The organism is Streptomyces paromomycinus (assembly GCF_003865155.1).
GTDB classification, from domain to species: Bacteria; Actinomycetota; Actinomycetes; order Streptomycetales; family Streptomycetaceae; genus Streptomyces; species Streptomyces chrestomyceticus.
Map to the genome: position 1 here is coordinate 3,909,890 of NZ_BHZD01000001.1, position 13,498 is coordinate 3,923,387.

Here is a 13,498-nt window from a genome sequence, read left to right on the forward strand (position 1 = left end):
CCGTGGTCCCGATTGTGCCTCGCCCGGGGTGGGTCCGTACGGGCGGTTCACCGGCCCGTGTCCGCGGCCTTGGCGGGCCCGTCGGCAGCTCTGGGGGCGCTGCCTCCTCCGGCGCCCGCCGCCCCGCCGAGCCCGCCGTTGCTGGTGATCGTGTTGTGGTCGCCGATGCCGATGGCGCCCTGCGCCGACTCGATGAACACCCCGCCGTTGGTGACGTTGACGACCCGCTGCTCGAACACCTCGGTCTGCCAGCCCGCTTCGTACAGCGCGCTCCGCACGCCGCTCGCCACCCGGTCCTGGATGCTCTTCAGGTAGCGGGTGACGTCCATCTCCTGGAAGAGCGAGGCGTCCCCGTCGGAGCCCAGTTCGCGGACCGAGGCGGCCGGGCCGTCGGGCAGCGCGCCGCCGTGCCCGCCGGTGAGCAGGCTCCAGGCGGACACGAAGCCGCGCCACAGGCTCGTCACCGCGCGCCCGGCGGAGCGCGGGGTCTGCGCGAGGGCCCACACCGCCTTGCCGAACGGGTTGTTGCGGCGGTGGCGGTGGGCGATCCGGTCGGCTTCGCGGTACAGCGCGCGCACCGGCCACAGCACGTGCGGCGCGACTTCCAGCATGAGCATGCCGCCCTGCGTGTGGACCCGCACGAAGACCGTGGTGACGATGCCCTCGCCCCAGCCGCCGACCCGTACGCGCAGGAAGTGCCGCCGGGTCTCGCCGCCCTCCTCGACCGCGCGGGCCCGGTGCGCGGCGAAGCCGTCGGGGCCGTACGGGGCGGCGTCGCGGGACGGCAGCCCGGCCACCGGCAGGAAGACGCACTCGTCGATCTCCAGGTCACGCAGCCGGTCCCGTACCGCGGCGGCGGCCTCCGGCGAACCGTGCGCGGAGGGCTCGCGGAGCGCCGCGACCAGCGGGATGATCCGCTGGAGGACGGTGTCGTTGTCCAGCGGCACCGGTCCGCCGGCGTCTCCGGCCGGGCCCGGCGCCGCGTCCTTGCGGGGCCGCAGTTCCACCGACAGCGACCAGGTCTCGTACGGCGTGCCCGCGCCGCAGAACGGGTCGGCGGCGCGGTACATGACCAGCGGACCGTGCTGCTCGGTACGGATGCGGTGGCGCAGCCGCTGGAAGCGCCCGCCCTCGGCCCGTTCGGCCGGGTCGGCGGCGGCGTCCGGGAACCGGTCCCGGGACAGCTCGGTGGTCAGCACCTTGGCGACGAGGTTCTGCTGCGCGCCGACGGCCCAGGCGAGGACGAAGGGGAGCGCGAGGGCGACCCAGACGTGAAGGTTCTGCGCCGCGTACATGTGCAGTCCGAAGAGGTCGGTCGGCAGGAACAGCAGCAGCGGGTTGACGGGCAGGTTGGCGATGCCGGAGGAGGCGTACGCCGGCCCCTCGGACGCGCCGGAGCCCCCGAAGGCCATGGCCAGCAGGAGCACGGCCGCCAGCACCAGGCTGAGCCGCCCGTACCAGCGCAGCACCCAGCCCGCGAACCGCCGGTACCAGGGCGGGTGCGCCGCACGGCCCCGTACGAAGGAGGCCAGCGAGAGCAGCAGGACGGGCAGCAGGTACAGCAGGGTCAGGCCGGACGAGAGCGGGAGGGAGACGATCCACAGGAGCAGGACGACACCGGCCCAGGCCAGTTCCATGCGCCGGGCGCGCAGCGCGTGGGCCAGCACCCGGGCCGCGTCCACGCCCAGCGACGGCGCCGCCAGGCGCTCCTCGTGGACGTACAGCTCGTCGATCACCGCGTCGCGGTAGACGGGGTCGAGGTACGTGCCCGCGCACAGCAGCCGGGTGGCGTCGCTGGCGCTGGGATGCCGGGACGCCACGGCGGGCCGGCCGCCCGCCGGACCGGACTGCTGCGGCACGTACGTATGAGTCACCTGGTCCCCCCCCCCAAGACGCGCGCAGGCACCGGCCCGCCGCTGTGACAGGTGGTGTGCGATGCGTGAACGCCGCAGCATAGAGGAGGGCCGTACGTCTTGTCCGGCACCTGCCAGAAAGTTCACCTCATGGTGCGACGGAACGGCGCCGCGGTGCGCCAGCGCGACGGAGCCCGTACGGAACCCCGAGGGGGACCGTACGGGCTCCGGCCGTACGAGCGCGTCGGAGGGCGCCCGCCCTCAGCGGATCAGGCGCCGTCCTCGGCGGATCAGAGGAGGCCGAGACCGCGGACGGCCTCGCGCTCCTCCGAGAGCTCCTGGACGGACGCGTCGATGCGCGCACGCGAGAACTCGTTGATCTCCAGGCCCTGGACGATCTCGTACTTGCCGTCCTTGGTGGTGACCGGGAAGGAGGAGATCAGGCCCTCCGGGACGCCGTAGGAGCCGTCCGAGGGGATGCCCATGGAGGTCCAGTCGCCGTCCGCGGTGCCGTTGACCCAGGTGTGCACGTGGTCGATGGCGGCGTTGGCGGCGGAGGCGGCCGAGGAGGCGCCCCGGGCCTCGATGATCGCGGCGCCGCGCTTGGCGACGGTCGGGATGAAGGTGTCGGCCAGCCACGCCTGGTCGTTCACGGTCTCGGCGGCGTTCTTGCCGGCGATCTCGGCGTGGAAGATGTCCGGGTACTGGGTCGCGGAGTGGTTGCCCCAGATCGTCAGCTTCTTGATGTCCGAGACCTGCGCACCGGTCTTCTGGGCGAGCTGCGAGATGGCGCGGTTGTGGTCCAGGCGGGTCATCGCGGTGAAGCGCTCGGCCGGCACGTCCGGGGCGGCGGCCTGGGCGATCAGGGCGTTGGTGTTGGCGGGGTTGCCGACGACCAGGACCTTGATGTCGTCCGCGGCGTGGTCGTTGATGGCCTTGCCCTGCGGCTTGAAGATGCCGCCGTTGGCCTCCAGCAGGTCGCCGCGCTCCATGCCCTTGGTACGGGGGCGGGCGCCGACGAGCAGGGCCACGTTCGCGCCGTCGAAGGCCACGTTCGGGTCGTCGGAGATGTCGATGCCGCGCAGCAGCGGGAAGGCGCAGTCGTCGAGCTCCATGGCGGTGCCCTCGGCGGCCTTCAGGCCCTGGGGGATCTCCAGGAGGCGCAGCTTGACCGGCACGTCCGCGCCGAGCAGGTGACCGGAGGCGATGCGGAAGAGGAGGGCGTAACCGATCTGGCCGGCCGCGCCGGTGACGGTGACATTGACGGGAGTGCGGGTCATGGCGATCTCCTGCGCGCTGTTTTCTGGGGGCGAGCCCCCGTGCCGCGTAGGTGGCGGTGGGAACTTCTGCCCATGTACCGAGATCTCTTGGTGTCGAGAGACCCGGCCGTCAGGCTATCGGACCGCCGCGCCGCGCCGCCCCCGGGCCGGTGTGGAACGCCTCACCGGGCCGCCCGCGGAGGACCGGCGGGCCCCGCGGGTGCGCGGCGGGCGGCCGCCCGCTCAAGGAGGGGGGAGCGCGGACGGCCGCCCGATGGTGCCGCACCCGTGGGGGGTTCTCCATGCCCCTGCCCCCGATTCGCTCGGGCAATCCCCCTGTCGGGGGTCTTCCCGCAACGATCGGTATGCGATGTACATCCCGATACGTCGCGACTGTTGGCGCCCCGACCGGTTACTACGGCACCGGCTTCGCGCAGCCCTTCCCGCCCGCCGTGGTCGTCCCGCACGCGGTGACCTCGGCCGGATCCCCGGACACCGGAACCATCGCGGTGTACGCGTCGCCGTCCTGCCCGGCGGCGACCTTCTCGGTCCGGCCCGCCGAGCTGATCGACGCCTCGTCGCCCGGCGCGGCCCCGGTGATACGGGCCCAGGCGGCGCCGCACACCTTGCTGTAGCGCACCTCTATCAGGGAGCTTCCGGCGAACCCGCGCGACGGGCTGGTGGCGTTCCGGCCGCCGCACCCCATCGCCTCGGGGTCCTTGCCCGCGCAGTCGGCCCCGGCGCACTTCACCCCCGCCGGCAGCACCGGCTTCTTGCTCGGGGACGCCGACGGCGCTGGCCCGGCCCGCTTGTCGTCCTTGCCGCCGCCGATGTCGAGCAGCAGCACCGCGGCGGCGATCATCAGCAGCGCGCCGACGACGCCCGCCAGGAACATCGTGACGCGACGCCGGCGGAGCTGCCGGTCGGTGTCGTCCGGGCCGGGGCGCGCGGGCGGCACCGGGCCGCCCGGGTGGCGTGCCGCGTCGGCGCCCGCCGGGCGGCCGCCCGCGCCCTGCTGCGGCACGTCGTACGGGACCTTGTCGTACGTGGGCGCCTCGTGCCGGGGCGGCGGCGCCACCGCAGCGGCGTCCGGGTAACCGGCCAGGCGGGGCCAGACCACCTTGTCCGGCCGGTCGGGAGCGTCGCCGTCCGGCGCACCGGCGGCGGGCTTCGGCGGCGTCACGGCGCCCGGGGCGGCGGGTGGTGGTGCGGCGGATGGCGGTGCGGTGGATGGCGGTGCGGCCGGTGGGGCACCGGCGGCGGACGACGCGGCGAAGTCGGGGAAGTCGGGGAAGTCCGCGGGGGACGGCAGTTCGGCACCGCGCCGCGGTGCCGCGGGCGCCTGAGCGGCGGCGCCCTGCTCCGCGCTCCGGCCTTCCCGCTCCCCGGCCTTCGCCGTGCCCTTCGCCGTGCCCTTCCCCCCGCCCTCTCCTCCGGCCTCCGCCTCAGCCTTCTCCGCGGCCTTCCCCTCAGCTCGCCCCTTGACCTTTTCCTTGATCTTCTCTTTGGTACGGGACTTGGCCGGCTTGCCCGGCGCCGGCCCGAACTCCCCCAGCGCGGCCCGCGCCTGGGCCACCCGGATCGCCTCCATGGTGACGTCGTGCCGCATCTCCGAGCGGCTCCAGGCGCGTTCGGCCAGTTCCCACAGGGTGGTGAGATGCCCGGTGTGCGTGCCGGTCGCCTCGGCCAGCGCGATCACGGCGCGCTGTGGCGGCAACAGCCGTCCGTTGAGGTAGCGCTCCCACGAGGTCTTGCTGTACCCGGTGCGGTCCGCGACGGCCGCGACGCTCAGGCCGCTGCGCTCCACGAGTCTGCGCAGCTGGCCGGCGAACTCCTTGACCTGCGGGTCGAGTTCTTCCGGTAGCGCCCTCCAGCGAGGCATTGCCTCCCCCTAACCCCCCGTGTGCGCCTGGTTGCGCCTGTCGAGTGCTCTGGTGTTCCGCTCCTTCGCCGAGGCACGACCCCCGCGGCCCGCCCCGGTCGTCACTCAAAGGGATGCTCAGAGCCAGGATGCCAGTTCCCGTCTCCCGGGCGCACGGGAGCGTTCGGGCACCGGACACGCGGACGTGCACGCCCGTACACTTCGGCCGCCCCACGCCGGAGGGCCGGGCACCGCAACGCCTCACCGCAGGGCCGGGCACCGCAACGCCTCAGGCGTCGGCCAGCGCCTTCTGCAGCCCGATGTCGAGCGCGTCGAGGAACTCCCGTGTGGTCAGGTACGGCTGGTTCGCGGAGACGAGCAGCGCCAGGTCCTTGGTCATCCGGCCGCCCTCGACCGTCTCCACGCAGACCCGCTCCAGCGTCCGGGCGAACCGGGTGACTTCGGGGGAGCCGTCCAGCTCACCGCGGTGGGCCAGGCCGCGGGTCCACGCGAAGACCGAGGCGATCGGGTTGGTCGAGGTGGACTTGCCCTGCTGGTGACGGCGGTAGTGCCGGGTCACCGTGCCGTGGGCGGCCTCGGTCTGGACGGTCCGGCCGTCGGCGGACATCAGGACCGAGGTCATCAGGCCGGGCGAGCCGAAGCCCTGGGCCACCACGTCGGACTGGACGTCGCCGTCGTGGTTCTTGCAGGCCCAGACGTAGCCGCCGGGCCGCTTGAGCGCCGCGGCGGCCATGTCGTCGGTCAGCCGGTGCTCGTAGGTCAGACCGCGGGCGTCGAAGCCGGCCCTGAACTCGGCGTCGAACACTTCCTGGAAGAGTTCCTTGAACCGGCCGTCGTACTTCTTGAGGACGGTGTTCTCGGTGGACAGATACACCGGGTACGAGCGGGCCAGGCCGTAGCGGAAGGCGGCGCGCGCGAAGTCGCGGATCGACGCGTCGTGGTTGTACATGGCGAGCGCGACGCCGGGGCCGGTGAAGTCGTGGACCTCCAGCTCGACCGGGTCGCCGCCGTCCCGGGGCGTGTAGGCCAGGGTGAGGGTGCCGGGGCCCGGGATCCTGAGCTCGGTGGCGCCGTACTGGTCGCCGACGGCGTGCCGGCCGACGACGACGGGCTCGGTCCAGCCCGGTACGGGCCGCGGCAGGTTCGCCATGACGACCGGCTCACGGAAGACGACACCGCCGAGGATGTTCCGGAGGGTGGCGCCGGGCGAGCGGTACATCGCCTTCAGGCCGAACTCCTCGACCCGCGCCTCGTCCGGGGTGACGGTGGCGCACTTGACGCCGACGCCGTACCGCCGGATCGCGTGCGCTGCGTCGACGGTGACCTGGTCGCCGGTGGCGTCGCGGTGCTCGATGCCGAGATCGAAGTACTTCAGGTCGACATCGAGGTGCGGCAGGACCAGCGTGTCCCGGACGGCCGACCAGATGATGCGGGTCATCTCGTCGCCGTCCAGCTCGACGACCGGCTGGGCAACCTTGATCTTGGCCATGGAGCGCCAAGGTAGTCGGCGGCGGGGCGCCCGGGCCGCCCCCGGAGGCGGCGCGCGGGCGGACGTCACGCGAATGGCGTGCGGGCGCCGGACACCGGCCCGGTCACCACACCGTGAAGTGCACCAGATCGTCCAGGAACGGGATCTTCAGCCACGGCTTGGGCTGCGCCATCAGCGCCAGCAGCACGATGGCCACGCCCAGCCCGCCGTACGTCGCCATGTCCGTGAAGCGGGACCGTACGGCCAGCATGCCCACCTTCGGCAGCACCCGCCGCAGCACCGCTCCGCCCAGCAGGGACAGACCGATCAGGAGCGTACCGACACGGAAGCCGTCGAGGGCGACGATGAACAGCCCGAGGGCCACTCCGCCCATGACGGCCAGCAGCGGCCACTGCCGGGCGGGCGGGGCGGCGCTGCCGGGGGCGGTACGGCCGCCGCCCTCCGGCCGTGCGGTGTCGGTGGTGATCCGCGGGAAGCGGCGCGAGGGCCGCTGCGGTTCGGAGGCGCCTTCCGCGTGCGCTTCGGCACTCATGGGTGGCTGTCCCTTTCCCTGTCCGTTGTCCCTGTCCGGTCCGGTGCTGCGGGCGGCCGCGGGCTCAGCCCGCGGCGCGCTCGGCCGCCTCGACGACGTTGACCAGCAGCTGGGCGCGGGTCATCGGGCCGACGCCGCCCGGGTTCGGGGAGATCCAGGCCGCGACCTCGGCGACGCCGGGGTGCACATCGCCGACGATCTTGCCGTGCTCGTCGCGGCTGACACCGACGTCCAGCACGGCCGCGCCCGGCTTGACGTCCTCGGGCTTGATGATGTGCGGCACACCGGCGGCCGCCACCACGATGTCGGCCTGCTTGAGCTGCGCGGCCAGGTCACGGGTGCCGGTGTGGCACTGGGTGACGGTGGCGTTCTCGGACTTGCGGGTCAGCAGCAGCGGGATCGAACGCCCGACGGTGATGCCGCGGCCGACCACGACCACGTGCGCGCCGTTGATCTGCACGCCGTGGTGGCGGAGCAGCTGGATGATGCCGTACGGGGTGCAGGGCAGCGGCCCCTCGATGCCGAGCACCAGGCGGCCCAGGCTCACCGGGTGCAGGCCGTCGGCGTCCTTGGCCGGGTCCATCAGCTCCAGGACGCGGTTGGTGTCGATGCCCTTGGGGAGCGGCAGTTGGACGATGTAGCCGGTGCAGGCCGGGTCCTCGTTCAGCTCCCGTACGACGGCCTCGATCTCCTCCTGCGTGGCGGTGTCCGGCAGTTCCTTCTGGATGGAGGCGATGCCGACCTGGGCGCAGTCGCGGTGCTTGCCGTTGACGTACCAGCGGCTGCCCGGGTCGTCACCGACCAGCAGGGTGCCGAGTCCGGGAGTCACGCCCCGGGCCTTCAGTGCCTCCACGCGGACGGCGAGTTCGGACTTGATCGCGGCGGCGGTGGCCTTGCCATCGAGAATCTGGGCGCTCATACCCCCATCTTCCCGGATGGAGCCTGCCGCGTTCCAATCAGGGCGGGCTGTCGGGGCGCACTATGGCCGCTGACAAGAGTGATGACCGGAGATGACCGAAATGAATTGTGCAATCGATCATTGCACTTGCACAACACCTGTCCCCCTTGACTGGACAAGAATATTGCGCAACTAGAAAGATTGCCGTTCAGTGCCGCAGGCATCATCGGGGGGCGGGCCACTGATCCCAAGGTTTCCTCCGAGCACGCCCTGCCGTCCCCCACTGAACACCAACGGAGGAAACCAGCCAATGAGCTTTGGCGACCCGAACAATCCCTACGGCCAGCCGCAGGGGCAGCCCAACCCGTACGGCCAGCCGCCGCAGGCCCCGTACGGCCAGCCGCCCCAGGCGCCGCAGGCCCAGCCGGGGTACGGCTACCCGCAGCAGGCACAGCCCCAGCCGGGCTACGGCTACCCCCAGCAGGCCCCGCCGCAGCCGCAGGCCCCGTACGGCCAGCCGCCGCAGGTGCCCCAGCAGCAGGCGTACGGCTACCCCCAGCAGGGCTCCCCGTACGGCCAGCAGTCCGGAATGCCGGGCATGGGCGGGCCGCAGCCCTACGCGAGCTGGGGTGCGCGGGTCGGCGCGGCACTGCTGGACGGTCTGATCATCGGCGTCGTTCCGACGATCCTGTACGTCGTCGCGGGCTTCGTGGCCGCGTCCAGCACCGTCTCGGTGCCGGACACGTCCTACTGCGGCACCAATTACCAGTGCATCTCGGACGCCTACCACAACGCCAACAACACCAGCACGCCCGTCTTCGCCGTCATCCTCATGGTGGTCGCCGCCCTGATCACGCTCGCCGGCGGTCTCTTCATGATCGCCAAGGAAGGCTCCACCGGCCAGACCCCGGGCAAGAAGGCCCTGAACATCCGGGTCGTGCGGGAGGCGAACGGGCAGCCGCTCGGCTTCGGTCTGGCTCTCGGGCGCAAGATCTGCCACGCGGTGGACGGTCCGCTGTGCGGTCTCGGCTACTGGTGGCCGCTGTGGGACGAGAAGTCCCAGACCTTCGCGGACAAGATCGTCAGCACCGTGGTCGTCCGTACTCAGTAGGAGTCCGTACGGCAGCTCATCCAGCACTGGGCCCCCTGGCGCGAAAATGGCGCGAGGGGGCCTTCGCCGCCCCTTAGGCTCTTACCGATCTCTTACTTCACCCGGGACCGCCGGAACCGTGCAGCACCGGCTGACACCAGGTCACACCGCTCGAAGGACACGCTCGTGAGCTATCCGAACCAGAACCCCTACGGTCCGCCGCAGGGCCAGCCCCAGGGTCCGCCGCAGCCCCAGTACGGCTACCCGCAGCAGCAGCCGATGCAGCCTCAGCAGCCGTACGCGCCGTTCCCCGCCGGCCCCACCGGTCCCATGGGCCCCGGCGGCATGCCCGGTATATCCGCGCCGCAGCAGATGCCCGGCAGCACCAAGGCGGCCCGGGTCATGCTGTTCGTCCTCGCCGGGATCACCGTGCTCGGCATCATCGGGTTGACCGTCGCGCTGAACCAGATCAGCAGCGCTTCCGCCCAGTACGACGGTTTCAGCGGGGACGCCGACAGCATGTTCGCCATCGGCAAGGGCGCGATGGTCTTCGTCATGATTCTCCAGGCGGCCTACGCGGCGGTCGCGCTGGTGCTCGCGCTCCAGTTCTCCAAGGGCGCCAACGGCATCCGTATCGGCACCATCATCTTCGGGTCCGTGTCGGTCCTGTGCAGCATTCCGTTCGCCATCGCGATCTACGGCATCCCGAGCTTCGTGCTCTCCATCCTCGTCATCGTCTTCGCGGCGAAGCAGGAAAGCCAGGCGTGGTTCACGCGCCCCCGGTACTGACCTTCCCGGTCCGGCCGGGCAGCCGCCCGGCGCACGCCGAAAGGCCCGCCCCCCGCGTGCTGCGGGAGACGGGCCTTTCGGCTGCCCGGGGCCCGGTGATCAGTGGAAGAAGTGCCGGGTGCCGGTCAGGTACATCGTCACGCCCGCGGCCTTCGCCGCCTCGACGACCTGCTCGTCACGGACCGAACCGCCGGGCTGCGCGACGGCCTTGACGCCCGCCTCCAGCAGCACCTCCAAGCCGTCCGGGAACGGGAAGAACGCGTCGGAGGCGGCGTAGGAACCGCGCGCCCGCTCCTCGCCCGCCCGCTGCACGGCCAGCTTCGCCGAGTCCACGCGGTTGACCTGGCCCATGCCGACACCGACCGTGGCACCGTCCTTGGCGAGCAGGATCGCGTTGGACTTCACGGCGCGCGACGCCCGCCAGGCGAAGGCCAGTTCGGCCAGCTCGGCGTCGGACAGCGCCTCACCGGCCGCCAGCGTCCAGTTGGCCGGGTCGTCGCCCTCGGCCTGGAGGACGTCCTTGACCTGGGCCAGGCCGCCGCCGTCGATCGGCTTGAACTCGGCCGGCGGCTGCGGGCCCTCGGGGCAGCGCAGCACCCGGATGTTCTTCTTGCGGGACAGCACCTCGACCGCGCCGTCCTCGTAGTCCGGGGCGACGATGACCTCGGTGAAGATCTCCGCGACCTGCTCGGCCATCGCCACGGACACCGGGCGGTTGACGGCGATGACGCCGCCGAAGGCGGACAGCGAGTCGCAGGCGTGCGCCTTGCGGTGCGCCTCGGCGACGTCGTCACCGATCGCGATGCCGCACGGGTTGGCGTGCTTGATGATGGCCACGCAGGGCTCGGCGTGGTCGTACGCGGCCCGGCGCGCGGCGTCGGTGTCCGTGTAGTTGTTGTACGACATCTCCTTGCCGTGCAGCTGCTCGGCCTCGGCCAGGCCACCGCAGCCGCCGGTGTAGAGGGCCGCCGCCTGGTGGGGGTTCTCGCCGTACCGCAGCACGTTCTTGCGCTCGTACGTCACGCCGAGGAAGCCGGGGAACTCGCCGCCGTCGCCCGCGTAGTCACCCGCGAACCAGGAGGCCACGGCCACGTCGTACTCGGCGGTGTGCCGGAACGCCTCCGCCGCCAGCCGCCTGCGCTCCTGAAGGTCGAAGCCGCCGTCCGCGACGCCCTTGAGCACGTCCGCGTAGCGGTCCGGGTTGACGACGACGGCGACCGACGGGTGGTTCTTGGCGGCGGCGCGCACCATCGAGGGGCCGCCGATGTCGATCTGCTCCACACAGGCGTCCGGCTCGGCACCGGAGGCCACGGTGTCACTGAAGGGGTAGAGGTTGACGACCACCAGGTCGAACGGCTCCACGCCCAGCTCGTCCAGCTGCCGCCGGTGGTCCTCCAGCCGCAGGTCGGCGAGGATGCCCGCGTGCACCTTCGGGTGCAGCGTCTTGACCCGGCCGTCCAGGCACTCGGGGAAGCCGGTCAGCTCCTCGACCTTGGTCACCGGGACGCCGGCCGCCGCGATCCGCGCGGCCGTCGAGCCCGTCGAGACGAGCTGGACGCCCGCCGCGTGCAGCCCTTGGGCCAGTTCTTCCAGGCCCGTCTTGTCGTAGACGCTGACCAGCGCCCGGCGTACGGGCCGCTTCGTTGCTTCGGCGGTCACGGGATCAGTACCTTTCGTCCCTCAATGCGGTAGCCGTGCCGGGCCAGCAGCCCCACGACCTCGACGAGCAGCTTGCGCTCGACTTCCTTGATGCGCTCGTGCAGCGCGGATTCGTCGTCCTCGTCCCGGATCTCGACCACACCCTGGGCGATGACCGGGCCGGTGTCGACGCCGTCGTCGACGAAGTGGACGGTGCACCCGGTGACCTTGGCGCCGTACGCGAGGGCCTCGCGCACCCCGTGGGCACCGGGAAAACTCGGCAGCAGGGCCGGATGCGTGTTGATGATCCGGCCGCCGTACCGGGCGAGGAACTCCGCGCCCAGGATCTTCATGAAACCGGCCGAGACCACCAGGTCCGGCTCGTACGCGGCGACGGCCTCGGCCAGCGCGCGGTCCCAGGCGGCCCGGTCGGCGTGGTCCTTGACCCGGCACACGAAGACCGGCAGCCCGGCCCGCTCGGCGCGCTCCAGGCCGGCGATGCCGTCGCGGTCGGCGCCGACCGCGACCACCTCCGCCCCGTACGCGGGAGCCCCCTCGGCGGCGACGGCGTCGAGCAGCGCCTGAAGATTCGTTCCGAAACCGGAGACGAGCACGACGACGCGGGCCGGGGGGCCGGAAACGTCGGCGGCAGCGGATGAAGAAGAAGCGGAGGCCACGGCGGGACTCTTTCTCGCGCGGTCTGCTGTACGGCGGTACTGCTGTACGGCGGTGTGCATGTTGTGCGGTCGTACAAAACCAGGGGTGGCCGAGAACCGGGGAACCCTACGAAGGCGCCGACCGTCAGCAACGATACCGGCACACCGCGCGGCCCCCACGGGACGGGGGCGCACGCGAGAGGTAGCGTCGGGCGTGAGAACGCACGCTGTTCGTGGTATCCGCCCGCCCGGCCACCCGTCGGACGTACGGACGAGACAAGGGGAAGACACACTCCAGATGCCGGACCGACGCCGCCGCGCGGCCCTCCTCCTCCCTCTCCCGGCCACTGCCGGGGGGTGCCCCCAGCCCTCCGTCGCGCCCGGGTCGGTGCTGCTGCGCGAGCGCAAGCCGTCCTCCGATTCCGCGGGGGCGGGCGCTCCGGGTTCGTCGGGCTCTTCGGACTCGTCGGGCTCTTCGGACTCGTCGGGCTCGTCGGGCTCGTCCGGGGGGCCGGCCAGGGAGCGGGCTCACTCCCACCCCTCCGGTCCCTCCGGTCAGGACACGGGAGGGCAGGACGGGAACGGACAGGGCGGAAACGGCCGGGACGGAAACCATCGGGGCGGAAGCGGCCAGGACGGCCGGGACCGCGACAATCCGTTCGCGCCGCCGCCCGCCGACGCTCCCGAGCAGCCGTGGCAGCCCCGCGGCCACGGGCAGGACCAGGACGGCGACCAGGACGGGCCGGGCGACCGGCAGCAGGCCTCCTGGGGCAGTCAGTGGAGCAGCCGGCAGCCGGGCCGCCAGGGCGGCGGCTTCGGTACGCGCCAGAGCGGCCGCAACAGCCAGCAGCAGCCCGGCGGCCAGAGTGGCCCCGGAAACTCCGGCGGGCTGCGCTGGGACCCGACCGACCCCGCGCAGCGCCGCGCGCGCTACGCACTGCTCGCCGGCATGTGGGGCTTCTTCTTCGTGCTGTTCAACCTGCCGGAGATCGCGCTGCTGCTGGCGACGCTCGCCCTGTACTGGGGCATCAGCTCCCTGCGCGCCAAAGCGGCGCGCACCGGCAATGGCGCGCGGTCCGGCAGCGCGCGCGCCACGGCCGCCGACGTCTCGGGCCAGACCGCGTCCCGTACGGACTCCGGCGCGTCCGCCCCGGGCCGCGCCGCGCCCGTCTCCACCCGCCCGCAGACGACGGCCGCGGTCGCCGGCCTGGTCACCGCCTCGCTGGCGCTGGCCATGGTGGCGGCCACCTACACGGTCCAGCTCGTCTACCGCGACTACTTCACCTGCGTGAACGACGCCCTGACCCGGTCCGCCCAGCACTCCTGCGAGAAGCTGCTCCCCGAGCAGCTTCGCCCGCTGCTCGGAGCGGAGCAGGAGTAGCCGGGCCGGGAGCCGGATCCCGCGTATCCCA

General features: G+C 72.5%; 11 protein-coding genes. 3 read left to right on the plus strand and 8 right to left on the minus strand.

Translation table 11 applies throughout. From position 1 onward, the window contains the following. Nucleotides 1-47: 47 nt before the first annotated feature. From OEIGOIKO_RS16115 to OEIGOIKO_RS16140, 6 genes are all read right to left on the minus strand, one after another. Nucleotides 48-1,874: a hypothetical protein gene (locus OEIGOIKO_RS16115; protein WP_246177363.1), complete on the minus strand. Its 1,827-nt coding sequence runs from the start codon at nt 1,872-1,874 to the stop codon at nt 48-50. Between the two features lie 269 nt (nt 1,875-2,143). Next, a complete protein-coding gene (locus tag OEIGOIKO_RS16120) occupies nt 2,144-3,133 on the minus strand; it encodes a malate dehydrogenase (protein ID WP_125054652.1) in 990 nt (329 codons plus the stop codon). Between the two features lie 394 nt (nt 3,134-3,527). Next, the gene (locus tag OEIGOIKO_RS16125; protein WP_125054653.1) at nt 3,528-4,994 is read right to left on the minus strand and encodes a helix-turn-helix domain-containing protein; all 1,467 of its coding nucleotides are present in this window, start codon (nt 4,992-4,994) and stop codon (nt 3,528-3,530) included. Nucleotides 4,995-5,262: 268 nt separating this feature from the next. Further along, nucleotides 5,263-6,483: an NADP-dependent isocitrate dehydrogenase gene (locus OEIGOIKO_RS16130; protein ID WP_125054654.1), complete on the minus strand. Its 1,221-nt coding sequence runs from the start codon at nt 6,481-6,483 to the stop codon at nt 5,263-5,265. 103 nt (nt 6,484-6,586) lie between these two features. Beyond that, nucleotides 6,587-7,015, minus strand: a complete 429-nt coding sequence (locus OEIGOIKO_RS16135; protein ID WP_125054655.1) for a DUF3017 domain-containing protein — start codon at nt 7,013-7,015, stop codon at nt 6,587-6,589. Nucleotides 7,016-7,079: 64 nt separating this feature from the next. Beyond that, complete coding sequence (locus OEIGOIKO_RS16140; protein ID WP_125054656.1) at nt 7,080-7,934, minus strand: bifunctional methylenetetrahydrofolate dehydrogenase/methenyltetrahydrofolate cyclohydrolase; 855 nt, start codon at nt 7,932-7,934, stop codon at nt 7,080-7,082. 289 nt (nt 7,935-8,223) lie between these two features. On the opposite strand from OEIGOIKO_RS16140, the gene OEIGOIKO_RS16145 reads away from it, so the two are divergent. Both OEIGOIKO_RS16145 and OEIGOIKO_RS16150 read left to right on the plus strand, forming a co-directional pair. Next, on the plus strand, nt 8,224-9,024 hold the full coding sequence (locus OEIGOIKO_RS16145) for an RDD family protein (RefSeq protein WP_125054657.1): 801 nt from the start codon (nt 8,224-8,226) through the stop codon (nt 9,022-9,024). Between the two features lie 165 nt (nt 9,025-9,189). Continuing rightward, nucleotides 9,190-9,792: a hypothetical protein gene (locus tag OEIGOIKO_RS16150; RefSeq protein ID WP_125054658.1), complete on the plus strand. Its 603-nt coding sequence runs from the start codon at nt 9,190-9,192 to the stop codon at nt 9,790-9,792. Between the two features lie 99 nt (nt 9,793-9,891). Here the strand turns inward: OEIGOIKO_RS16150 and purH are convergent, their stop codons facing one another. Together purH and purN are read right to left on the minus strand one after the other, a co-directional pair. Further along, nucleotides 9,892-11,451, minus strand: a complete 1,560-nt coding sequence (gene purH, locus OEIGOIKO_RS16155; protein WP_125054659.1) for a bifunctional phosphoribosylaminoimidazolecarboxamide formyltransferase/IMP cyclohydrolase — start codon at nt 11,449-11,451, stop codon at nt 9,892-9,894. Further along, nucleotides 11,448-12,107, minus strand: coding sequence for a phosphoribosylglycinamide formyltransferase (gene purN / locus OEIGOIKO_RS16160; RefSeq protein ID WP_125054660.1), 660 nt, complete (start codon nt 12,105-12,107; stop codon nt 11,448-11,450). The genes purH and purN overlap by 4 nt, the downstream gene beginning before the upstream one ends. Before the next feature lie 277 nt (nt 12,108-12,384). Between purN and OEIGOIKO_RS16165 the strand changes: the two genes are divergently transcribed. Then, nucleotides 12,385-13,467 carry a hypothetical protein gene (locus OEIGOIKO_RS16165; protein WP_170251715.1) on the plus strand — a complete coding sequence of 361 codons (1,083 nt, stop codon included), beginning with the start codon at nt 12,385-12,387 and terminating at the stop codon, nt 13,465-13,467. Nucleotides 13,468-13,498 lie beyond the last annotated feature (31 nt).

Excerpts from the sequence above, each read along its gene's own strand:
- OEIGOIKO_RS16125 (WP_125054653.1), bottom strand. The coding sequence starts at position 4,994 with ATGCCTCGCTGGAGGGCGCTACCGGAAGAACTCGACCCGCAGGTCAAG.
- OEIGOIKO_RS16120 (WP_125054652.1), bottom strand. The coding sequence starts at position 3,133 with ATGACCCGCACTCCCGTCAATGTCACCGTCACCGGCGCGGCCGGCCAG.
- OEIGOIKO_RS16165 (WP_170251715.1), top strand. The coding sequence starts at position 12,385 with ATGCCGGACCGACGCCGCCGCGCGGCCCTCCTCCTCCCTCTCCCGGCC.
- OEIGOIKO_RS16145 (WP_125054657.1), top strand. The coding sequence starts at position 8,224 with ATGAGCTTTGGCGACCCGAACAATCCCTACGGCCAGCCGCAGGGGCAG.
- OEIGOIKO_RS16140 (WP_125054656.1), bottom strand. The coding sequence starts at position 7,934 with ATGAGCGCCCAGATTCTCGATGGCAAGGCCACCGCCGCCGCGATCAAG.
- OEIGOIKO_RS16130 (WP_125054654.1), bottom strand. The coding sequence starts at position 6,483 with ATGGCCAAGATCAAGGTTGCCCAGCCGGTCGTCGAGCTGGACGGCGAC.
- OEIGOIKO_RS16135 (WP_125054655.1), bottom strand. The coding sequence starts at position 7,015 with ATGAGTGCCGAAGCGCACGCGGAAGGCGCCTCCGAACCGCAGCGGCCC.